General features: G+C 60.6%; 17 protein-coding genes. 3 read left to right on the top strand and 14 right to left on the bottom strand.

Annotation, left to right across the window (positions count from 1 at the left end; translation table 11 throughout):
* The 4 genes from ACKVY0_RS18085 to ACKVY0_RS18070 all read right to left on the bottom strand — a co-directional run.
* Positions 1-2,216, bottom strand: a 2,216-nt coding sequence (locus tag ACKVY0_RS18085) for a Calx-beta domain-containing protein (RefSeq protein ID WP_409216231.1), incomplete at its 3' end; no start/stop codon positions are given.
* A gap of 1 nt (position 2,217) precedes the next feature.
* A complete protein-coding gene (locus tag ACKVY0_RS18080) occupies positions 2,218-2,892 on the bottom strand; it encodes a response regulator (protein WP_409216230.1) in 675 nt (224 codons plus the stop codon).
* Positions 2,889-4,424, bottom strand: a complete 1,536-nt coding sequence (locus ACKVY0_RS18075) for a sensor histidine kinase (RefSeq protein WP_409216229.1) — start codon at positions 4,422-4,424, stop codon at positions 2,889-2,891. Before ACKVY0_RS18075 ends, ACKVY0_RS18080 begins: the two co-directional genes overlap by 4 nt.
* 62 nt (positions 4,425-4,486) lie before the next feature.
* Entirely contained in the window at positions 4,487-6,784 is a 2,298-nt protein-coding gene (locus ACKVY0_RS18070) for a DUF4838 domain-containing protein (protein WP_409216228.1), read from the bottom strand.
* Positions 6,785-6,982: 198 nt separating this feature from the next.
* Here ACKVY0_RS18070 and ACKVY0_RS18065 point away from each other — a divergent pair, with 198 nt between their 5' ends.
* Positions 6,983-8,191: a M14-type cytosolic carboxypeptidase gene (locus tag ACKVY0_RS18065; RefSeq protein WP_409216227.1), complete on the top strand. Its 1,209-nt coding sequence runs from the start codon at positions 6,983-6,985 to the stop codon at positions 8,189-8,191.
* A gap of 4 nt (positions 8,192-8,195) precedes the next feature.
* Here the strand turns inward: ACKVY0_RS18065 and ACKVY0_RS18060 are convergent, their stop codons facing one another.
* Genes ACKVY0_RS18060 through ACKVY0_RS18045 form a run of 4 tightly spaced genes read right to left on the bottom strand, consistent with a single transcriptional unit; the run spans position 8,196 to position 12,456 of the window.
* Positions 8,196-9,356: a sialidase family protein gene (locus tag ACKVY0_RS18060; RefSeq protein WP_409216226.1), complete on the bottom strand. Its 1,161-nt coding sequence runs from the start codon at positions 9,354-9,356 to the stop codon at positions 8,196-8,198.
* A gap of 46 nt (positions 9,357-9,402) precedes the next feature.
* Positions 9,403-10,767: a sulfatase gene (locus tag ACKVY0_RS18055; protein WP_409216225.1), complete on the bottom strand. Its 1,365-nt coding sequence runs from the start codon at positions 10,765-10,767 to the stop codon at positions 9,403-9,405.
* Between the two features lie 25 nt (positions 10,768-10,792).
* The gene (locus tag ACKVY0_RS18050; RefSeq protein ID WP_409216224.1) at positions 10,793-11,749 is read right to left on the bottom strand and encodes a peptidyl-alpha-hydroxyglycine alpha-amidating lyase family protein; all 957 of its coding nucleotides are present in this window, start codon (positions 11,747-11,749) and stop codon (positions 10,793-10,795) included.
* A gap of 2 nt (positions 11,750-11,751) precedes the next feature.
* The gene (locus ACKVY0_RS18045) at positions 11,752-12,456 is read right to left on the bottom strand and encodes a family 16 glycoside hydrolase (RefSeq protein WP_409216223.1); all 705 of its coding nucleotides are present in this window, start codon (positions 12,454-12,456) and stop codon (positions 11,752-11,754) included.
* A gap of 84 nt (positions 12,457-12,540) precedes the next feature.
* Between ACKVY0_RS18045 and ACKVY0_RS18040 the strand changes: the two genes are divergently transcribed.
* Together ACKVY0_RS18040 and ACKVY0_RS18035 are read left to right on the top strand one after the other, a co-directional pair.
* Positions 12,541-12,876, top strand: a complete 336-nt coding sequence (locus ACKVY0_RS18040; RefSeq protein WP_409216222.1) for a DUF433 domain-containing protein — start codon at positions 12,541-12,543, stop codon at positions 12,874-12,876.
* A gap of 1 nt (position 12,877) precedes the next feature.
* Positions 12,878-13,213: a DUF5615 family PIN-like protein gene (locus ACKVY0_RS18035; RefSeq protein ID WP_409216221.1), complete on the top strand. Its 336-nt coding sequence runs from the start codon at positions 12,878-12,880 to the stop codon at positions 13,211-13,213.
* Between the two features lie 18 nt (positions 13,214-13,231).
* On the opposite strand, the gene ACKVY0_RS18030 is transcribed toward ACKVY0_RS18035, so the two are convergent.
* Genes ACKVY0_RS18030 through ACKVY0_RS18005 form a run of 6 tightly spaced genes read right to left on the bottom strand, consistent with a single transcriptional unit; the run spans position 13,232 to position 23,100 of the window.
* Positions 13,232-15,220, bottom strand: a complete 1,989-nt coding sequence (locus tag ACKVY0_RS18030) for an arylsulfatase (RefSeq protein ID WP_409216220.1) — start codon at positions 15,218-15,220, stop codon at positions 13,232-13,234.
* Entirely contained in the window at positions 15,217-16,746 is a 1,530-nt protein-coding gene (locus tag ACKVY0_RS18025) for a sulfatase (protein WP_409216219.1), read from the bottom strand. Before ACKVY0_RS18025 ends, ACKVY0_RS18030 begins: the two co-directional genes overlap by 4 nt.
* Positions 16,743-18,002: a nitrous oxide reductase family maturation protein NosD gene (locus tag ACKVY0_RS18020; protein ID WP_409216218.1), complete on the bottom strand. Its 1,260-nt coding sequence runs from the start codon at positions 18,000-18,002 to the stop codon at positions 16,743-16,745. Before ACKVY0_RS18020 ends, ACKVY0_RS18025 begins: the two co-directional genes overlap by 4 nt.
* Before the next feature lie 2 nt (positions 18,003-18,004).
* Positions 18,005-19,723, bottom strand: a complete 1,719-nt coding sequence (locus ACKVY0_RS18015; protein ID WP_409216217.1) for a sialate O-acetylesterase — start codon at positions 19,721-19,723, stop codon at positions 18,005-18,007.
* A gap of 52 nt (positions 19,724-19,775) precedes the next feature.
* The gene (locus ACKVY0_RS18010; protein ID WP_409216216.1) at positions 19,776-21,668 is read right to left on the bottom strand and encodes a sulfatase; all 1,893 of its coding nucleotides are present in this window, start codon (positions 21,666-21,668) and stop codon (positions 19,776-19,778) included.
* 7 nt (positions 21,669-21,675) lie between these two features.
* Positions 21,676-23,100, bottom strand: a complete 1,425-nt coding sequence (locus ACKVY0_RS18005) for a sulfatase (RefSeq protein ID WP_409216215.1) — start codon at positions 23,098-23,100, stop codon at positions 21,676-21,678.
* Between the last annotated feature and the right edge of the window lie 22 nt (positions 23,101-23,122).

Here is a 23,122-nt window from a genome sequence, read left to right as displayed (position 1 = left end):
TCCATCGTGTCGCCAGTGAGCGCTGGACTGAATGCAGGACCAACTGCCGTGGCTGTGCCGGTGAAGGGATTCAGCGTGTAGAGCACGCTCGCTGTTCCGATGGCGAAAAGTTTTCCGGTGACGGGCTGCACGGCCAGTGCGCGGAGTGAATCGCCTCCCACGAGGCCGCTCGGAATCGAGAAGCTTAGCGGCACACCGGGCGCGTGGCTTTTGAAAAGGAAGAGCGCATTGCTGGTGTGACCGAGCGCATACATGAGCGTGGAGGGCGGCGTGTCGTCGTCCTGGATCGTGAGGATGGCGGTGTCGAGCGTGCCAAGAATTGCGCCGCCCGTCGGAGCGAAGAGCGCGAGGCTCACGGTCTCGGCATTCTCGATCTCGGTCTCGTTGAGGATGGACACCGAGAAAGTTTTCGGTGCGCTATCTCCATCTGCCCAAACCAGCGTGCCCACGATGCCGGTGTAGTCTGCGCCTTCGACAGCGCTGCCACCTGCGGCAGTGGAGAAGCTCACACCGACGGCTCCCAAGGTGCCGCCGACACGCGTGACGGTGATGGTGGCGGTGCCGCCGGATTCGACGCGACTGGAATTGCCAATGCTGAACTGCAACGCACCACCCGGAGGCGGTGGTGTGGCGAGTCCTGTGCTTTCGAGCGCGCCGAGGTCCATCGCGGTGCCTTGCAACGTGCGTGCCTGAGAGTTCTGCGGGAACACATACTCGCGCGTCAGGGTGAGATCGAGTGGCAGGCCAGCGATCGCCTCTCCAGCATCCAGAATATTCGAGGGTGTGAGCACATGATAGTTGCGTGCATTCATGTCGATGAAGTGCGGATCATTCGCACCGAGCGCATCACCGACGATGAGGTTCTCAGTGCCGATGAGGGCGCCAGACCAAGTCTGATTCGGGGCCGTTTTGCGCCAACCGGGGCTGATCGAGTTCTTGCCCAGGGTGATGTCGCCACCGCCGTTGGTGGTGCCGCTGTTGATGAAGCGAAAGGAGTCATAGCTGACGGCTTGGAGCGCGGGGTCGGTGTAGATGATGTTGTTCCGGCAATCGACGTTCTCGTGCGTGGGGTTGGTGATGGTGGCGTTGGAGGTGTAGGTGGTCCCCGGAAGTAAAAGAAGGGCCACACCCGAGTGATGGCTCACGATGGTGTTGTTATACAGATGCAAGGTGCCGCGATAAACGGGATCGTAGAGCGTGGCTCCGTCGAAGGCACCCCACATGAAGGCCGTGATGCCACCCGGGTAGTCCTTGATGGTGATGTGGTTGCCATAGACATACGCATCGCGGTAGTCGGGCTGAAGGTCGATCTCGCCGGTGCCGGCCTGGCTGTTGGGCATGGCGATGACGTTGGACTGACCATCCATGACGAACTCATTGTAGCGGATGACGATGCCGGATGAGCGGTTCTTGATCGCGGTGCCACGGGCATTCGGGCGCAAGGGGCCGAAGCGATTGTATTGGATGATGCTGCCGGCGCATTCGACGTAGATGTGGTGTTCACCGAAGCCATTGCTCAATGGCACGCCGTTTGGGTCCGTCGGGTTTGGGATCGGCGGATTGGAGTTGTCGTGAAGGTAGTTGCCTTCGATGAGCAAGCGACGCGTGACCTGAATGCCTGGATTTTTCGAGTTCGCGTAGATGCCGTTGCCGCAGTTACTGACCTCGCAGCCGCGAATGGTGAGATCGTGTGCCCACTCGATGTAGATGCCTGCGGCGAAGGCACCGTAGCCTCGTACGGTGCCGAATTTGTCCGTGTAAGTGATGCTGCCGTCGCCCGTGTAGCTGCCATTGCGAATGTCGAGCGTCTCAAGGTCCACGAAGCTGATGTTGTAAGCACCGTAAACGTAGGTGTTCTGGCGCGGACTCACGAGGATGACACTCCACTCGGTGAACTTGGGATGCCGGGGATCATACGCGGGGTCTTCGATGGCATCCTTGCCGTCGATGATCGGCAGCGCGTGCGTCGTCGGATCAGGAATGCCACGGATGACGATGTGCTGTGCCGCGGTGCCACTGGCGGAGATTTGGATCTTTTCGTGATAGCCACCCGGCTTGTAGTGAATGTTGACGAAGTCTCCAGGCTGCAAGTTCGCCCAAGGCACCGCGCTCAGAGTTGCGAGAGGTTTGCCGGGGCCGACATCGTAGTCCGCGGCCAGCGCGCGGCCTGTCAGCGAAAAAAGGATCAGAAGGGCAAGAGAGCAGTGGGTTTTCATGTCACAAGCCTCGCTGCATCGTGTGACCCGGCAATGGGTCGAAGGAGGTAGCCCGCGATGATTGCGCCTCGGAGAGGATTTCCAGCGCGCGCAGCGTCGCGCTGGTGCGGCCCTCGACGCCGAGCTTCTCGAAGATGTGATTCGCATGCTTCTTCACGGTGCCGACGCTGATGTCACAGATGGCTCCGATGTCGCCGTTGCTCTTGCCTTGGGCCATCCAGAGGAGAATTTCGGCCTCGCGCGGGGAGATGCCGAGCTTCTCCAGCGGTGTGGCGTCATCAAAGCTGGGAGAGAACGCGCGCTGCTGTGAATGCCGCTGCAAACGTGTGCGCACGGCCGCGAGCAAGTCGGTGCTGGTGACGGGCTTTGGCAAATAGTCATCCGCGCCGAGTGCCATGCCAGTTCGCAGGTCGGGCATCCCACCCTTCGCCGTGATGAAGATGAACGGTAGCGCCGCAGCTACAGGATCGGCGCGCACCTGCGCGAGGATTTCGTAGCCATCCATGCCAGGCATCATGATGTCGCACAAGATGAGGTCGGGCTTGCTCTCTCGCAGCATTTGCAAGCCCGTCGCGCCGTCTGCCGCACACATGACTTGGTAGCCCTCAATGGTGAGGATCTGTGCGATGTTTCGTCGCAGACTGGCATTGTCTTCGATGAGCAGGATCGTGGTCATGAGGCGGTGAGAGTTGGAATCGTAACGGCCGCAGTGGTGCCCTTGCCTTCGATGCTTTCGATCCTCAAAGTGCCGCCATGCAATCCGGCGGCGCGGTGAGCGATGGCAAGGCCGAGGCCCGAGCCGGGCGTGCTGCCCACATTGCCGCAGCGATGAAAAGGATCGCACACACGCGGCAGATCATCCGCAGGAATGCCAATGCCTTCATCACGCAGGGTGAGGGAGAGCTGCTGATCATCCAGCGATGCGCTTAAAGTCACCGATTTGTCTGCGGCGGAGTATTTCACGGCATTGGAGAGCAGATTCTCCAGGAGACTGCCCATCAGTGTGTCATCAAGCATCACCTCAGTGTCAGGTGCGTTCACTTCGATCTTGTGGGCTGCTTCGGCAGCTTTCGTCACACGTTCTGCGGCTTGCTGGCAAAGCGCCGCCAGATTCACGGGCTTTCGCTGACACGCCGCCGCACCTGAGTCCATGCGGCCGAGTTCCAGCACCTGCTCGACCATTTCCGTCATCTGCCGGGTGTTATCGCGAATCTCACCCAGCACCTCCCGCCGACGTTCTGGCGTGAGGTGCTCCGCATATTGATCCAGAAGATCCGCGCCCGACTGAATGATGCCCAGCGGTGTGCGGAACTCATGCGAGACACTCTGCGTGAAGTAGCGCTGCTGCCGCAGCACCTCACGCTCTGCCGCCAGCGACGCATGCAAACGTGCCGACCGGCCTGCGAGCGATGCCAGGAGCAGCAGTGGCAATGCGCTCAGGCCTACAGTGATAAACGTCAGCCATGGAGCCGGTGCGTCATACTTGCTGAAACCAGCACCGCGTTGAATACAGACGATCCATTTCGCCTCACCATCGCGGATGGGCATGCACCGCGCCTTAGCCGATGACGAGTGGGCCGCACCGTGAGGCATTGCAGCGAGCACTTGATCCCGAATCAATTCCAAAGCGGGATCACGACACATCGAATCGAGATCGATCCACGCGATGATGTAGCCGCGCGCCGCAGTCGCTACCGCTGAGCCTGGGATCTTCAGCAAAATCAGCATGCGGTGATGCTCCAGCATGCAGCCCATAGTCACCGATGGATCATGGGGTGATGCAGCCTTCAGCGTGGCCACCACACCCGGAAACGTTGCGAGATCATCACCCAAAGCCGTCACCGGCACGCGCTGTTCGCTCATCCATCGCACGATGATCCGACCCTCTTCCTGACGAGCGTAGCCCAGGGCCATGAGGTGCGGCAGCCTGTCCTGCCAGGGAAAAGCGGGGACCATTTCCCCTGCGAGCAACGCCGCTTCATCGAGGCTCCTGGCAAGCTGGCGCACTTCACGAGGGAAGTATGTATGCCGTTCGAAGTTGTTCTGCATCTTCTCCGCAAGCACCTGTGCTGTCGTTTCATAGACCCGCTCATCTTTCTGCCTCGCGTCACGATACGTCACCACGGCCAGCCATGCCGGCACTAGCGCAAACGCGAGCGCCAACAGGACCAACAAGCGTGGTTGCTCGATCCAGCGGGACCATTTCATCGCCGCCATTCTACACGTTCGAATGCCAGCGCCAATACCTCTGAGGAGGTATTGGCCCCGAGTTATTTCACCCTGCCCAGCTCCTCGAGCTTCACGTCCTTGATCAAATAGGTGCCGGGATGATGCAGGAAGATGGTGAAGCTGATGCTCTTGGTGTCGGCGGGTGTGAGGATGAAGTGCGGGAAGGTATGCCACTCCTTGATGTGCTCGTGCGCGCCGACGCCGCTCCACTGATTGCGCGTTTTGGCATCGCGGAAGATGACGCGAGTGCGCGGGGCGATGGGTGGCTGGCCGCGTGTCGTGGCGTCGGCATCGTCGGTGGTGGTGAGTTGGAGCGGCGCGGGGTCGTTCCAGTGCTTGTGCGTGATGCGGTAGCTGGTCGATGGCTTCACGTTGGTGGTATAGGTGATCGAACCACGGCTGCCATCAGGGATGTGAACACGAAGTTGGCCGTCTTCGCTGGTGAGGGTGGCCGCACCTTCGGCAGACCAGCGGTGCTCGGGACGGAAGCTGCGCACGATGCTGGTGCCGGAGAGCAAACTGCGTGCGAGTTGCGCGAGCGGGCCGCTGGGAGCGAGCGCTTGTGTTTCAGCAGCATCACCGGCATCCAGACTGGCGCAGAGGCTCGGCGCGTAGCCTTTGAGTCGCTGGCGGATGTTTTGGCGCTGGTCGATGAGTGCGAGCAATGCTTGCGCGTCCTCGGCACTGCTTGATGCGTCGGATTCCAAACGCGCCGCGACGAACATGCCGCGCACGGTGGTAAGCAGCAGCTCGTGTTGATCGATGAGGCGCTGCAAGCGGGCGGTTTCGTCGCTGCTGAGTTCGGCTGACTTCGCGGCAGCGATGAGCTTGGTGGCTTCAGCGAGCACGGGATGATACGCGGAGAGGATGTAGGCCGGTGAGCCGAGTCCTGGATGCTTTCGCAACGCGACTCGCACGGCGGCGCTGCTCGTGTCGAGCGGTGACGACTTCGCTGTGATCAAGCGCGACTCCAGCAAGTCGTAGTAGGCCTGCACCTGCGGCGCGGCCTTGCCGTAGAGGGTTTGGTAGTAGCCGTTGGTGCTGGCATTGGCATCCCACATGAGTCGTGCCATCAGCCAGTGCCCGGCACCGAGCTGCTCGTAGCTCTGCCCCATGTAGAGGTAGCCGCCTTCGATGCCGAGCTTTGATTCGGCGCGGATTTTTTCGATCAAATGCCGCGTCATCGGCGCGATGAGATTCAGCGATGAATCAGGCGAGTAGTAGATGTCATATTTGGCGAAGCGCTTGGTCATGGCACGCCACTGCTGCTCCATGACGTGCTCCGCAGGCCAGCCGACGCCTTGATGGAAGGCGGTGTTCGTCGCGTGGACGACATACACTTGCGGATGCGGCTTCACCTTCACCGGCGGCTCGCGGTAGAAGCTGTAGGCGTAGGCACCGAGCAGTTTGGTGGGTTGCACCTTCGCCACGCGCTCGGCGATGGCGTTGTAGAAGGTGATGAGGCGGTCGGTGAGACTTGCACCATGATCGAGCGCCTTGCACTTCGCGCAGGTGCAGAAGCCGCTGCCGTCATTGGGCGAGAGCGAGAACATGTCGCGGTCTGGATGCGCGTTGAAGAAGTCGATGGCGGCTTGGGCGAAGACCTCGATCACCTCCGTGTTCGTGGTGCAAACCTGGCCGCCATGATGCTCCAGGTAGTACTCCGGCTTCCGCTTGCCATCGATCTCCGCAAACCACTCCGGGTGCGCTTTGCCATACGTCTCCACCGGCATGATCTGATGCCACGAGTGGCTGTGCGCGACGGTGTGACTGTGCCCCAGCCGCAAACGCCGCGCGAACATGTCGTCGCCACACTTCCCCTCCGGCGAGTAGGCGAGGAAGCGATACGTCCACGCTGGTGCGGTGTCGATGTCGAGGTCCGGCACCGTCACGCGCGCATGCTTCGGCACGATGGTGCCCAGTTTGTCATGCCACAGAAACTGAATGCCCATGCAGCGCTCCAACAAATCATACACGCCGCTCAGCGAGCCAGTTTGTGTGCCGCTGACGCGCTTCGGCACCAACGAGCCGCGCTGCACGTCCGCACCGGTGATGTGGATGTCCGCGCCGACGGTTTTCAAACGATAGCCCTCGGGTTTGAGGCTCATGTCTGCCGCCACGAAGATGTGCGGCCTCTCCGGTGACGCCACCGTGACCACCGGCAGCAGCACGCCGGTTGATTGCTTGACCCAAGTGCTCAACTCACGTGCAGCGAGTGTCGTCGCCGCGTTCGCATCCGCGCTATGAACGATCTCGTAACTGCTGGAGCCATTTTCGATGAGGACGCGCTCCTCGGCGAAGGCTGTGGTGGTGGCGAGGAGGAGGATGAAACGAGTCATGTGGATGAGTTAAAACGCGAAGCAAAGTAGCCATCTCGCTCCTGCGAGATGTGCATTGTGCGTCCACCGGCAAGACAGACTCTCGAATTTCCAAGATGCATCGCTTCGGTGGAGGCTGAATGCTCATCACGCGGAGCGATGATGGCTACTTTGCTTCGCGCTTGATCAATCGCTTCCGAGAGCTGCGTTCACACCACCATGCACAGCTCACTTTTGCTCTTCCTGCTCACTCTCACTGCCCACGCCGAGTTGCGCGTGCTCAGCGGCTTCGAGGGCGGCAACGCGGAGGTGGTGAAGCTGGATCAAGTGACGCGCACGCTGCGCATTATGCCCGCTCTACACGAAGGGCGCGGCTGGCCGTGCTGGTGGTCGTTCAAGCTCGATGGGATCACGGTCGGTGAGGAGTTTACGCTCGAAGTGCAGGCACAGACGAAGCCGTATCGTGAGAAGGCCGTGCTCGCCGCTGCATGGTGCCAGCCGAAGCACGCATGGATCAGTGTGGATGGCCAAACGTGGACGCCATCGGCCAAAGGCACGCTCAGCGCGGACAAGGTGATGAGTTACACGATCAAAGCGGCGGCCACGCAGATGTCGCTGGCTTGGGGACCGCCGTTTGTGCCGTCGGATGCGGACAAACTGCTCGCTGACATCGCCGCGAAACTTCCAGAGGCGAAACGCTTCGAGTTGGCGAAGACGCGCGGTGGTCGTGCGGTGCAGGGCATCCGCATCGGCGCTGAAAACGCGGCGCATCAGGTGTGGATCGGCTCGCGGCAGCATGCGTGGGAGGCGGGCGGCAGTCAGGTGGGGCGTGGCTTCATCACTTGGTATGCCAGCAATGGAGCGAAGGAGCTGCGAGCGAAAACGTGTCTCCATTACATCCCAATCATGGACGTGGACAACGCCGCCATCGGCGCAGGCGGCAAAGAGGCGACCCCACGCGATCACAATCGCGACTGGGCCGCCGAGCCGATCTATCCCGAGGTCGCAGCGGCGCAGCGCATGATTCGCGACATTCATGCAAAGCACGGACTCGATGTCTTCATCGACCTGCACAATCCCGGCAGCGATGATCCGATCTTTTTCTTCGGCCCCTTTGCTTTCGAGCGCATGACGGGCATCCAGCAGCGGAACTACCAGCGCTGGATCGACCTCGCCGCCGCCAGCATCATCGAACCGCTCAACGTGCAGCCGAAGTACCGCTTCGCCACCTATGTGACGAGCGAGGAGGAGCGTGGCCGCATGAGCAGCGGCTGGGTGCGCGCGAATACTGGCGATGCCACGATCTCTGTAACGCTTGAAACCGGTTGGAACAGCTCGCTGATGTCCGTGGAAGGCTACGGCAAGGTAGGCGCGGGTCTCGGCCGCACGCTGGCGACTTACATCCAAGAAAATCCACGACGGGAGTGATGCTTTACTCCAGTCGCCAGGTCGCCTGCCGAAGCACGGCGAGTTTCGGCTCCTGCATCGTCTCATACCAAAGCGTGAGCAGCGTGCCGTCAGGCAGTTCCACCGTGCTGGGATAACCGAGATCGCCGCCGATACCGTCGTCAGAGAGAATCATCGCCTCGCCCCAGGTTTTGCCATTGTCGGCACTGATGCGCGCCTGATTGCCGTAAGGCTTGCGACGGTGGCCGTAGGTCATGAGCAGACGACCGTCGCGCAGACGCAACAAATGCGAGGGCAGGCCCCACACGCCGATGGCATGCGGCTCGCTCCACGTTTTGCCGCCATCACTCGATTCGGTCTGCAACGTCTCGCCTTTGTTCGCGACGTTGTGATTGCGAATCTGCGCGATGAGGGCGCCATCGGCGGCTTCCACGGCGTGCAGTTCGTGGTAGGCGTTCTTATCGCCTTTGCGCGTGGGGATTTCCGCCAGCCACTGCCAGGTCTGGCCATCGTCTTTGGATTCAACAACGCCGATTTTGCGTTCGGCGGCCCACAACTGCTTTCCAGCATAGAGCAGACGACCGTCTTTGAGCTGGATCGGCCCATGCGGGCTGTTCACGATGGTTGGGATTCGATTTGACCAAGATTTGCCACCATCGGTCGAACGGATGACCCACTCGCCGAGTTCCGCTTTACGCTCTGCGTCACTGAGGCGTGCCTGCGCAGATTTCCACTTGGCGAGTTGCTCTGGCGGCATGCTTTTGGTCGTCCAGCCCTTGTCCGTGTGCTCGGCAAAGGCCGTGGCCTTCGCGAGGTGATCCTCATAGGCGAGCGAGGTGAAGGTGGAGACGAGCAGCGTGCCCTTTGCCGTCTCCAGCACGCCGGAGTCGCGGTCATCCGTGGCGGTGTCGAGCAGCACTCGCGGGAAAGACCACGTCGCGCCGTTGTCGCGCGAGGTCATCGCATGCACCTGCCCAAACGGGCACACATGCGACTCACGTCCACCCGACCATGAGACCCACAGCTCACCATTCTGCCGCCGCACCACCGTCGGCCAGCCGTGGTAATACTCCGGCTGCTGCGAAATCACCTTCGTTTCAATGATCTTCGCGGCGGGAGCAGCTCCACGGGCGATGAATGGAAATGCGAGGGCGGTGGTGGCGATGAATTGGCGACGGTTGGTCATTCTGAAAATACGCTGGCATCATGCCTGATCTGCCATGTTATCACGGCTAGAGTGACGGCAGCGTTTTGATCTTCGCCGTGAGTTTACTCACGACATCAGCGTGCTTGGCGGAAACGTTATGCAGTTCTTCGGGATCGGCGTCGTGATCATAGAGTTCGGTCTGACCGTCGCTCCAGAGATTGAAGCGCCAGCGTGAGGTGCGGATGCTTTGAGCGTAAAGTTTCGGTCCACGCGTGACGAGAGTGAAGGCGGTATCCTTCACGCTGGCCGTGGGGTTTTGCATAATGGGCTTCAAACTGACGCCGGCAGCCGCATGTGGCATCGAGAGGCCGCAGAACTGGGTGAGGGTGGGATACAGATCGACGAACTCAACGAGTGAGCGAGTTGTCTGACCGCCCTTCATGCCGGGAGCGGCGATGATGAGCGGGGCGCGGCAACTGCGCTCGAAAAGCGTGTTCTTGTTCCACCAACTGCGCTCGCCGGTGTGGTAGCCGTGATCACCGACGAAGACGACGATCGTCTTGTCCCAAAGCTTGTTTTTATCGAGCGCATCGAGCACGCGGCCAAGCTGCGCATCCATGAAGCTCGTGCCCGCGCAGTAGGCGCGGAGCAGCTCACGCCACTCGGTAGCGGTGAATTTGGCAAAGGCCTCGCCATAAGCTCCGAAGCTCACGCTGTCTTTGCGCACGGCCTTCATATCCGCAGGATCACGCCACGGCTTGATCGACTCGAGCGGATACAAATCGAAATACTGCTTCGGTGCGATGAAGGGATCATGCGGCTTCATGAAGCCGCAACCGATGAACCACGGCGCATCGCCGAGCTTTTCGATCATCGCCACCGTGGCGGTGGCGATCTGGCCATCGGGCTGATCCTCATCGGTGCCATCCGCGGCTCCCCATTGGCACCAGTTCAGCGCCCCACTGGTCACGTTCCGGCCTTCGAGCAGTTTCCTGCCTGTCTTCGTCGCTTCAAAAGCCTGCGCCGTGTGCCAGGACTTGCCTGCATCCATCCACGCTTGCTTTGCTTCGACGTTTTTGCCACCGCCGAGGTGGTAGAGCTTTCCAAACGCATGCGACTGCCACCCAGCTTCTTTGCAGAGCTGCGGCAGCGTGATGATGTCCGGTAGTTTTTCGCGGAACTTCGTGTCATTGCCGGTGATGCCGGTCTGCTCGGCACGCAGACCGGTCATCATGCTGCTGCGGCTGGGATTGCAGACAGGATACTGCACATACGCCCGCTCAAAAGTCGTCCCATGAGCACGCAACCGATCCAGGTTCGGCGTCTTGACCACGTCCTTCGTGAAAGCACCGCCAAAGTCGCGCAGATCGTCCGCTATGATGAGGAGGACGTTGGGCTGAGCCGCGAAAAGCGGTGGAATGAAGAGGATGAGAAAAAGCAGAGCACGCATGGAGGCGTGGAAACTGCCTATGCCTTCACTTCTTGCGCACAAACTTCTGTACGCGCGCACCCGTGCCTTCGGCAACGTAAGCCGCGCCATCGGGGCCGATGGCGATGTCGTGGCCGAGTTGGAATTGACCGGGCGCAGCACCGAAGGAGCCGAAGGTGTCGATGACAATGCCAGATGCATCAAGTTCGACGGCCTTGCCGCGCAGCTCGGGCTTCAGCGAGGGTGATCCGCCGTCGATGATGAAAACATGACCGTCAGGCGCGGTGGCGACGCCGTAGGGTTTGCCGATCTGCGGGCCTTTCCATGCGGAGATGAAGGCTCCGCGCGCATCAAAGAGCTGAAGCCGCTCGTTCTCGCGGTCACAGACGATCACACGACCTTGCGCATCGAGAGCAATGCCATGCGGCAGATTGAACTCGCCATTCCCCTTCCCTTTCGTGCCCCACTCGAACTCAAATTTCCCGTCAGCGCTGAACTTTATCACGCGCGTGTTCTTGTAGCCGTCGCTGACATAAAACGAGCCATCGCGCAGCACAGCGACATCGGTGGGCAGATTAAAATGCGCGTGATCCGCGCTAGGAACACCCGCTTCGCCGAGCGTGAGCAGCACCTTGCCTGCCGGCGTGCATTTGAAGACTTGATGCAGACCCACATCCGTGAGCCAGAGATTGCCTTCATGATCGACCGTGAGCCCATGCGGCATGATGAAGCGGTTTTCACCCCAGGTGCTGAGCAGCTTGCCGCTCGCGCCATCAAACACACTTACCGTCGGCTGCAAAATCGCATCCTTCGGAAACGGATTCGACCACTTCCGCCCGCTGCGATGGAAGACGAACACGCGGTTCTGCGCATCGACCCCCACTCCGGCGCAAAGTCCGAGCACATGTCCCTCGGACAACTTTGGCCAGTCGGGCACGACTTCGCGCTGCGGCTGGGAGAGCGCTGCAGTTGCCAGCAAGAGGATGGAACAGGCGAGACGCATGCTCATTTCAGCTTCGACACTTTCACGTCGTCCACGTCGGCAGATTTGTTCACGGCGAGGGTGATCATGCGTTTGGTGGGATGCGCGATGCCTTCGCTGCTGAAGGAACCGATCTCCTGATCGTCGATGCGGACGGACATTTGATCGGCGACGATCTTGATGTGCATCGTGTGCCAGTCTTCGGCCTTGAGATCGAGCTTGAAGGATTTTGTCTTGGTTTTGAGCAGTGCGGTGAGTTCTGGTGATTTGTCTCCGGCTTTGCGTCGCTCTTGAATTTTGAGATCCATGCCGCCGGTCTTGGAATCGGTGATCGTGAGGTTTTTGTTCGTCACGCGGGCCATGCAGAGGTGCCCGGCATGTACGGTCTTCAACTCGCGATCGACGAAATCGACGCCGAGGTCGTCGCCTTCACCGAGTTTGAACTTCAATTCGACGAGGCCGTCCTGAAACTCGGTCGCGTGGAAGATCGCGACGCCGTGATCTGCTTCCACGTGCTTCGTGACGTGCATGACACCGTCCCTGAGATCGACCTGCTGATGGCCCTTCGCACGCCAGGCGCTGTTGCTGGTCCAGCCGTTGCCGATGTCTTCTTTGCCGGGCGTGGCTTCATCGCGGTTGAAGTCGTCGGAGAAAAGCGGCGTGGGCGCGGCTTCGGAGAGCGAAGTGCAGACACTGAGGAGCAGGAGGGCGATAGGGAGGCGTGGCATGGGGTGATGAACGCTTTAGCTGGCAAACTCTCTCAATGGAGAGGCGGCGTTGACGTTTGGTAGGCCGTAAGCCATCCTTGGCGCATGACGGCGACTTTTGATCAAGCCCAGCATCTGGTGGCAGCCCTGCCGCGGCAGGAGCGTGCGCGGCTGTTTGTCTGGATGGCCGAGGACATGGCGGATCAGCATCCAGGCATCGAGTTTGACCCGCGTGTCTGCGGTGGATCAGCGCGGATCGCAGGCACGCGCATTCCGGTGTGGTCACTGGAGTCCTGGCGGCGGCTCGGCTCGGACGATGCGGAACTGCTGCGGAATTATCCCTCGCTGAAGGCCTCCGATCTGGTCAACGCTTGGCGCTATGTGGAGAGACATCCGCATGAGATCGACCGCGAGATTCAGGAAAACGAGACAGCTGAGTGATATGGCCCGTCTCTACGCCAACGAGAACTTTCCCGTCGAAGTCGTGCAACGCCTCCGGGAGCTAGGACACGATGTTCTGACGACTCACGATGTCGGTAAATCCAATCAAGGCGTTGAGGACGATGCAGTGCTGCGCTTCGCCGTGGAATCAGGCCGCTGCATAATCACCATCAATCGTAAAGACTTCATGCGCCTCCATCGCAGCTACCCAGATCATGCGGGCATCATCGTCTGCACGGAGAACCGCGACTTTGGGGCGTTTGCGAATCGGATTGATGCGGCGATCCGGTTGGAGATTACGTTGGTAGGGAAACTGGTAAAGGTGGTCAGGGGCTAGCAAGTAGCCATCCCCATATCACGGCCACTTCGCCAGCACTTCTCCACCCCTCGATTTTAGCGTGAGTCCTTCGAGCTTCACTTCGCCTTTGCCGGCACAGGGATCGAGGCGCAGCCCGTGCAGGGGCTGCGGTTCGTCGATGCGGAGCTTCATGTCATGCCATTCGCCATCGTGCTTCACATCGAAGTCGAGGTGTTTGCCTTTGGGGAGAGTCGTTTCGGCGTCATTGGTCCAGTAGAGTTCGCCGGGGCCGGTGGATTGGCTTTGAAGACGAAATTCGAGCGTGTAGGGACCGGGGGATTCGATGGCAAGGTGCTCGAAGGCGAGGCCGGGATCGGAGCCGGTACTATGGAGGATGAGTTGGTTGCCTTCGACGGTGAGTTGGGTGTCTTTGCGGGCGCGGGGGAGGGTGGTGGCGGCTTGGGCGGCCTTCTTTTTGCCCTTGCCCCTCGTCTTGGTTTTGCCAGACGCGTTGTCGTAGTATTGCGACCAGCTGGGATTGAGCTTCGGTGCCGCTGCGCTCGCGACGGGTTGGATTTCTTTGCCTTTGGCCATGAGGACGTTCGCGGCCATGTCGTGCCACTGCTTTTTCATGCGCTCGACGATGTCGGGATGCTGCGCGGCGACGTCGTGAAGCTCAGTGCGGTCATCGGGGATGTGGTAAAGCTCCCAGGGCTGGCTTTGGAAGCTGACGAGCTTCCATTCGCCATCGCGCAGGCCGCGATCACTGGCGAAGAGCAGATGAATCGGCGGACGTGCTTTGATTTCGCCACCGGCGATGATCGGGGCGAGCGAGATGCCGGCGAGCGGCGTGGGCTCACGGTCGGGGAAGGTCGTGGGCAGTTTGGCACCGGCGAGTTCGGCAAAGGTGGGCAGCACATCGACGAGATGGGCGGGGCTGCTCACAATGCTGCCGGGCTTCTGTTTCAAGCCCGCAGGCCAGTGCAGCACGGCGGGCGATGAGATGCCCCCTTCGAATTGGTTCTGCTTATAAAAGCGAAAGGGCGAGTTCCGCGCCCAGGCCCAGCCGGTGCTGTCGCCCCAATGCGTTTTGGGATCGTAGGGTTCGGTGTTCGGCGTGGCACCGCCGCGACCGAAGGGGCACGCGCCGTTGTCGGAAACGAAGAGGATGACGGTGTTGTCGAGTTCGCCTGCTGCTTCGAGATCGGCGATGAGGCGGCCCATTTCCTGGTCAATACGGTCAATAAGGCCAGCATAGGCTGTCATGAGACGTGCTTCGGCGGTTCGCTGCTCGTCGCTGAGCTTCGACCATTCGAGAATGTGCTCGGGGCGAGGCGATTCGGTGGTGTCGGCAGGCAGCAGGCCGATTTGCTTCTGCTTGGCGACGCGTGCGGCGCGAATCGTGTCCCAGCCGACATCGTAGCGGCCGAGGTATTTTTTGAAGTCCTGCTCCAGCGGCTGAAGTGGCGCATGCGGGGCGTTGAAGGCGATGTATTGAAACCAGGGCTTCTTCGCGGCTCGAGCTTCGCTGATGAACTCGATGGCGCGATCCACATTGGCGATGGTCGTGTAGAAGCCCTTTTCGGGAACGTCGAACTTCTCGCCGTTGAGGCGGAAGGTCTTGTCGCCGGTGTAGTAGTTCGTGGCACCAGAGAGATGGCCGAAGTAGCGCTGGAAGCCAAAGTGGGTGGGTTCCTTGTCGAGATGCCATTTGCCGGTCATTGCGGTGAAGTAACCTGCGGGCGCGAGCACTTCGGGGAGGATGACGGCGCGATTCAACGCGGTGTCACCGGCCTGGCGGCACCAGCGGCCGCTGAGGAGGCTCACACGCGAGGAGTGGCACTTGGCGGTGTTGTAGAACTGCGTGAAGCGCACGCCACCCGCCGCGAGTTTGTCCAGGTTCGGCGTGTCGATCTCACTGCCATAGCAGCCGAGATCGGAGAAGCCCATGTCATCGACCATGACGAGGAGAAAATTCGGCTGCGAGGCGGCAAAGAGCGAAGGGCAAAGGGCGAAGAGGGAAAGAAGAAGAGCTGGCAGTCTCATGGCAGTGGCTTCGTGGGTTCGATGTCGCTTGGGTTGATCCAGCCGGCCTTCACGGGTTCGCCGCGCATGAATTTCTCATAGAAACCGACGTTGGTCTTCGTGGCGTGCTCGTACTTGTCGAAGATGTCGCCTTTGCCGTCCATGCGCGGATCGCCCTGTTGTTTGAGCTCGGCGTGAAGCTGGTCGCGCATCGCGGTGACACGTGCATCGGCAGGAAGATTCTTCACGAAGTCGGGATCGGTTTTGAGATCATAGAACTCGGTGGCGGGGCGCAAACCAAAGCAGAGCTGCCAGAAAGGATCGGCGGGATTCTTGCGGTGCGCGTCGATGATGTAGCTCTTCGTCGCGCCGGCATCACAGTCCATGTAACCGGTCTCGGGATTGCCGCCAGGCCAGCGCGTGGGCTCGAAGTTCTCGATGAAGACGCTGTCGTGCTTCACGATGGCACGAATCGGATAGCCCCAGTCATGCGGCCGACCGATGTCGGTGCGTTCCTTGCCAATGAGCACGTGATCGCGGGTGTGGACGGGCTTGTTGACAAAGAGATCGGTCAAACTGCGGCCCGATGACTCGGCCATGCCGGTGTCGTGCCATTTCAAACCGGCAACTTCGATGAAGGTGGGCGCGAGGTCGATGAAACTGACGAAGTCGTCGATGACGCGGCCTGGCTGGGTGATGCCGTTCTTCCACATCACCGCGAGTGGCACGTGATTGGCCTGCACGTTCGCGTTGCCCTTGCTGCGCGGGAACGGCATGCCGTGGTCGGCGGTGACGATGACGAGCGTGTTGTCGAGCAGGCCGCGTTTTTCAAGATCGGCGAGCATGCGGCCGAGATGGGCGTCGAAATGCTCGACTTCGAAGGCGTAATCGAGCATGTCGTTGCGGATCACGTCTTTGTCCGGCCAGTAGGCGGGCACGTGATCGATGTCCGTGAGCTTTTTGCCGCCCTTTTTGACACCGCTGCCGAATTCATAGCCGCGATGCGGCTCCACGCTGCCATACCAGAAGCACCAGGGCTTGTCGGCGGGTGCAGCGTTGAGGAAGTCATCGAAGTTCGCGGCGTAGTCGGTGTTGAGGATGTCTGGCGTTGGTGGCTTGGCCTTGCGCTTGTTCCAGGCCGTGCCGGTCATCTGCCGCGGTTTGCCATTCGCATCGAGCGCCACTCCTGGTCCCCAGCCTTTCGTCGTGTGGCCGACGTTCCAGCCTTTCTCCGCCAACGCTTCGCCCCAGCCTTTGAACTCCGGCGGGAAGTAGCAGATGTGGTTCGCCGCTTCCCTGAGCTGCCACGAATTGCGACCGGTGAGAATGCATGCGCGTGACGGCGCACACTTCGCGTTCGGCGTGTAGGCGTGATTAAAAAGCAGGCCTTCTTTCGCCACGCGGTCAAAGTTCGGCGTCTTCACCCACGGTGTGCCGTAAGCACTCGCGTGTGGACCCCAGTCGTCGGCAATGGCGAAGAGAATGTTCGGCGGTGAGGCCGCCCAAGCTGAAGCAACGCAGCAGAGAAGGATAAAAATCTGTTTCATGGTGGTAGGTCGGTGTTGGCAATGCCCTGCGTGCCGGGATGGAGCAGGTTGTTCGAGAAATGCATGCCGCGCGGCGTGTTGGGGCCGCCGCCGATGATGACGGCGTATTTGTAGCGCGGTTTGCCAATGGCGTGGACGACGTTGCCCTGCACGATGACATCGGCAAGCGGCGGATCATCGGGCTGCTGGCCGGTGTCGAACTTGAAGGGCGAGCGTTCGTTGCCCCAGATCCAATGCGCGTCACCGTGACCGAAGTCGGAGATGATGTTGTTCGCGATGATGGAGCCGCCGTCGGCGTTTTCGGCGTTCGCAGCGGCTCCGGGCATCAGACCGATGGCCCAGAGAGAGTTTTTGACGAACTGATTGCCGGTGATGATCACGTTGCGTGAACCGTGCATCGCCTTCATGCCCATGAACGAGTTCACGACGATGTTGTTTGAGACGATGACGTGATCCGAATGCAGGTCGATGCCCTGCGCGGCGTTTTCGATGTGATTGCCGAGGATGCGCGTCAGATCGCTCACCATCGGCGCGGTGGCGATGATGCCCGAGCCCTGCTGCCATGCGTCGGTGTAGCCAAGGTCCCACGTTGCTTGATTAACGATGCTGCCTTTTTCCGCGTTCTTTTTGATCCAATCGCCCAGCTTGTGCTTCGCCTTGAGTTCGGGCGTGGGAACCATGTGGTCCTCGATCACGCGATTGCCCTCGATCAGTGTGCCGGTGCTGTAACTCACGCTGATGCCGGTGCCGTCGGTGCAGTTGAAAGCGTAGCCGAGATCTTTGTTCGCCGTGCGGTCGTCCACGCTCAAGCGCATGTAATTCCGCACCAGACAGTGGCTGATGCGGCAGTTCTGGCTCTCGCGCAGCGTGATCGCACCTGCAGGACTGCGGTTATCGATGACACGCACGTTTTCGATCACCAGATCACGGCATTTGATCGCCAAAATGCCTTCATGGCGGGTCTCCATCTTCCCGTCGGGCCGTGTGAGCGTCAGATCACGAATTTCCGCGCCGCTGGCGTTCTCGATCTCGATGATCGGCTGATCCGCGCTCTGCTGAATGATGCGGCCAGGCCCGAACAAGCCGCTGCGCTCGCCGCGAATGCGAATCTTCTCCGTGATCGGGTAATCACCCGCTGGAACGAACATCATGCGGTTCGGATTCGCATCCAAAGCGGCCTGGATGGAAGGATGCGCGGTGACAGACAGCTCGGCGTGAGCGTTCGTCAGCAGGAGGAAGGCAAGCAGATGTCGCATCGCTACTTTTTCGGCGCACTGGCTTTGAACTTCGTCATCAGCGCCTGAAACTTCTGGTTCAGCGCCTGATACTCGGGGCTTTTGCGATCATGCTTCGCAAGCTCGGTGGCGAGGGCGCGAATCTCGACTCCCATCGCGCGGCGCTCTTCGGCGGCGGTGTCCACTTGGATCTCCACATCGTCCCAATCATCCGTGCGGAAAACCGAAGCAGGAAGTCCTTCACTGTTGATGAGATTTGCGCCTTCCGGATTCGCGGCCCAGGCATAGCGCACGGCGGCGGGAGCCTTCACCTCGGTGCTGCTGACGATCACACTGTCGGTGCCGTCGATCTTTGCATCCGCCCACATCCACACTTTGTCGGCTCCGGCGATTTCGAAGCGCTTCAATGCGCCGCCATCGCGTGATTTCAGCCCCGCGCCGCTTTGATCGAAGGTCACGCGGATGGCGCCATCCTTCACGCTGCTCAATTTGAACAGCGGACCCGAGTAAATCAGCTCCTTGCCGTAATCCTTCGCCAACGCCCAGCGGGCGAGACGCTCGCCTGGGTCTTTCTTGTTCTTCGGATGGATGTCATTCACCTCGCCGACGTCGTTGATGATTGCCATGCCGGTCTTCGGCGTGGTGTCGAGCACAAGACGCATGCGATCCTGCAACAGCGCCCACGCATCCGGCGTGCCGGGCGCGGTGGACGGCGCGTGGTAGTTCGCGAGCTGCACGAAGTAGAAGGAGAAGTCATCGCCCCAGCGCTTGCGCCAGTCATTGATCATGAGCGGCAGCGTCTGATCATACGGCACGGCACCGGCCCTCGCGTTGCCTTCGCCCTGATACCAGATCGCACCGCGCATCGTGTAGCCGGTGAAGGGATGAATCATCGCCGCGAACAGCACCCCCGGCTTGCCCTCGGTGAGCAGCGGACGCTTCGGCGCATCCGGCTTCTTCGGCAGGCGCTTGCGTTCCTCGGCGGATTTACCCTTCGCCGCGGCCACGGTGGACTGCCACTGCTCCAGCTTCGTCTCGTAAGCTGCCTGCGCCTTCGCTTGATCAAATGCGGCCTCGTCCTTCAGCATCGCATCGACGAGTGCTTTGGTCCCAGGCAGCGTGTTCAGCGCTTCTCGACTGGTGAACGTCTCCACCGGTTTGCCGCCCCACGCGGATTTGATCACGCCAACAGGAATGCCGAGATCGAGGTGCAGCTTCCGCGCAAAGAAAAACGCTACGGCGGAAAAATCTGGCACCATCTCCGGCGTGGAGGCCGCCCACACACCCTCGATGTCGTCTTGATCGTCCGCCGCCGTCACCAGTGGCGCATTGAACATGCGCAGCGCCGGGTGCTTCGACTCCTTGATCAGCGCCTCATACGCGGGAACGCGGTTCATCGTGAAAAACATGTTCGACTGCCCGGACGCGAACCACACTTCACCCACGAGCACATCCTTGATCTCGATCTTGTCCGCGCCCGCCGAGATCGTCAGCGTCACACCTGTCGCATCCGCCGCACCTGTTTCGATCTGCGTCCGCCATTTGCCATCCGCGTCCGCTTTCGTCGCTGCCGACTTGCCTTTGAAAGCCACGCTGATCTCCGCGCCTGCATGCGCCTTGCCCCAAATGGCCGCTGCACGCTCACGCTGGAGAATCATGTGATCAGCAAAGAAATGCGGCACGCTCAGTTCGGCGAGGAGCAGGCCGGGTGAGAGGAGGAGCAAGGAGAGGATGGTCTTCATGGTGGTGGGGAAAAGTGACGGGCTGAAACGAAGTAACGCAGGCTGAATCGCATCATTTCACCTTCACCGGCTTCGACTGCACATGCTGGAGCGCGTCATTGATCCCCTTGCCGACGAGACCGGCGAAGCTGACCGCCTTCACCTCGGCGGGGATGTCGAAGGTGACTGCTTTGATGCCTTCACCACTGGCTTTGATCTCGATGCGCTTGAGGCGCGTGCCTTTGGCATCCTTTAGCGTCACCTGGATGGGTTTCTCACCGAGATCGGCGGGGAGGGTGTGCTTCACATTCACGGTGACCTGGGCACCAGCGGCGATGGTTTCGGGGACTTCGAGGCTGATGAGGCTGGCGGGTGCTTTCGCGGCCTTGTTGGCGGCCTGCCGTCCCTTCTTGTTCAACTGCTGGCCTTCGAGCTGCTGCATGAGTTCTTCGCGGACAGTGAGGTCAGCACGATGGCGGAAGACTTCGAGCAGCGGGTCCTTCGTGCGCACCATCCAGTCTTCCATAGCCTTCTCCAAAACCGCGACTTGCGTGGCGTGCTCCGGCGTGGCGATCAAATTGGTCAGCGCTTCGGGATCGTAGCGCACCTCGTAGGCTTCCTCGGGCACACGATGATCAAAGAGGTCAATGCGTGCGGCGATGGCTTCGTTCGTCTTTGCGAGGACGCGCATCTGGCGGCAGGTGGCAGTGCCAGCGGTGGCACCGCTCATGACGCGCGTGCCGTTCGACCATGGGCTGAAGACGTAGAGCCAGTCCTTGGTCTGCACGGCGCGCATCGGCGTGTTTTGGCCGCCAGCGTTCTCGTTGTGCTCTTTGAAAACCATCGTGCGTTCAGGTTGTTTTTCGCCTGTGAGCACGGCGGCGAAGGATTGGCCGTCGAAAGTAGCCGTCATCGCTCCGCGTGACGAGCTGAGGGCATTCTTGGCAGAAGGAGCGTTTGATACATCGGTGACTTTCTTGGCGGACGACGCGCTGTGCTCATCTCGCGGAGCGAGATGGCTACTTTCAATGCCGAGCATATCGAGGATCGTGGGCAGCAGATCGACCGTGGAAATCATGTGCGTGTCATCGACCGCGCCCGCCTTGGTGACGCCGGGCCAGCGGATCATGAGCGGCGTGCGCGTGCTGTGATGGTAGAGCTGCGTTTTCGCAAACGGCAGCGGCATGCCGTGGTCGGAGAGGAAGATGATGATCGTGTTCTCATCCTGCCCGGAGGCCTTGAGGGCTTCCAAGATCGCGCCCACGCCGTCATCGGCGCGGCGCACGCTGGAGTAATAAAGGGCGAGTTCTTTGCGGATGATCGGATCGTCATGGAGGAAGCCGGGCACGGGCACCTCCTCGGGCGCGAAGACTTTGGATGGCATATTCGGATCAGAAGCGGTTTCGCCGCGATTTCCCTCGGCATAAAACGGCTTGTGCGGGTCCGCGATGTTCAGCAGCAGGCAGAATGGCTTTCCGGCCTGCTTCGCAGCTTCGATGCCGGTAGTGGCTGCCTTCCCCCACGAGGCGGCATTCTTCACATCGTCCTTTTTGGCCTCGCTGAGTATGATGTCCCACGGAAACGGTGAGTAGGGCGTGGAGTGCTCGACTTTGTGCCGGATGCCGGTGAAATAACCCGCTGCCTTCACCAGATCGCCCAGCACCGGGTAGTCCTTGTCGTTTTTGCTCATCGCACGAAAGCCCTCGATGCGGTTGTTGTGCGGGTATTTGCCGCTCCACATGACATTGCGTGATGGCATGCAGTTCCCTACAACGACATGTGCATAATTGAAGCGCAAGCTCTGCGCGGCAAGTTTGTCCATGTTCGGCGTCGTGTCCTTGAGCTTGCAGCCATAAACACCGACCGAGTCACAGCTCATATCATCGGTGGTGATGATGAGCAGGTTTGGCTGCGCCAAAGTAGAGAGTAAAGGGCAGAGGACGATGAGGAGATAAATGAAGCGCATGGCGGAATTACTTGGCGTTCTTCTTCCCTTTGCCTTTCTTGGCCGACGGCGTGTCGGGAGCTTCTGGAGCAACGGGACGTGTAGAGGCGGGGTCGGTGAGCAGGTGCGGCGCGCTGAAGACGGTTTGCTGGTCGCTCTGCCCGCGCATCCAGGTTTCGAGCTGGGCGCGAAGTTCCTTCATGCGGATGGACTGCGCGGGTTCAGCGGCGAGGTTGTTCAGCTCCGCAGGGTCGGCGTGGAGATCGTAGAGTTCGACAGCGGGACGCTCGTGGTAGCGCTTCACGATGGCGGCGGCCTCAGGGTCGGTTTGCGCCTTGTTGAACCATGAGGTCCAGTACGGCAGGCCGCTTCTGATGTTCGGCGACTTGTCGATGTGCGTGGTGTGGGCGAACTCGGGATGGAGATTGAGAATGAGCTTCCAGTCGGCGGTGCGGATGGCGCGAATGGGATAGACGTTCATGCTGCCATCGCCGCTGTGCGTGGTGAAGATGACATTGCGATGTGTGGTCGATTCACCACGCAGCACGGGCAGAAAGGAGAGCCCGTCGATGCCTTCTGGCGCTTTGCCACCCGCGGCGTCGATGAGTGTGGGCAGAAGGTCGATCCACTGGATCATTGCGTCGGTGCGTGTGCCGGGTTTGATGACACCGAGCCACGCGGCGAGGAACGGGACGCGTGCGCCGGCGTCGTAGAGGTTCCATTTGCCGAAGGGCCACTGCCCGCCGTGGTCGCTGGTGTAGAGGAACAGCGTGTTCGCGGGGACTAGGTATTTTTTCGCCAAGTCCATCAACTCGCCGAGCTGTGTGTCGGCGGTGGTCACATCGGTGTAGTAGCGGGCGCGAGACTCGCGTGTCTCCGGTGTATCCACGAACTTCGGTGGCAGCGTCACCTTCGCGGGATCGTAGCCTTCGAGCTTGGCCCACGGCACATGCGGCTCGTGCGTGCCGACGAAGAGACACAGCGGTTTGGCGGCATCACGCTCCTTGAGAAACTTCTCCACGAAGGCCGCATCGTGCTGCTCAGCCAACACATCGAAGCCGTGGCGTTGCACATCTTTGCCGCCATGCGCCACTTTGCCGAATGCGGCGGTCTGGTAGCCGAGCTGGCGCAGCACCTCGGGCAGCGAGGCCACGTCATCGCGTTTGAACGTGTGATTGTTCTCCGCGCCGTTGCGTGCCGGCATCAGACCGGTGAGCATGGCCGCCCGGCTCGGCGCACACGATGGCGAGGCGATGAAGGCGTGTGTGAAAGTCATGCCCGCATCCGCCAGCCGCTGCATGTTCGGCGTGCGGACCTCCTTTGAGCCATAGGGCGTGGAGTCGAGCTGCCCGTGGTCATCGGAAAGAAAGACGACGAGGCTCGGCGGCACCGCGAATGACGCAGGCGAAAGGCAGAACGACGAAAGGATGACCGCGAGAATGGAAGGCTTCACGGCGCATGGAAACGCAGCAAGT

Origin of the sequence: Prosthecobacter sp. (assembly GCF_046154365.1) — a bacterium.
GTDB lineage: Bacteria > Verrucomicrobiota > Verrucomicrobiia > Verrucomicrobiales > Verrucomicrobiaceae > Prosthecobacter.
This window is presented reverse-complemented; position numbering and strand designations above follow the sequence as displayed.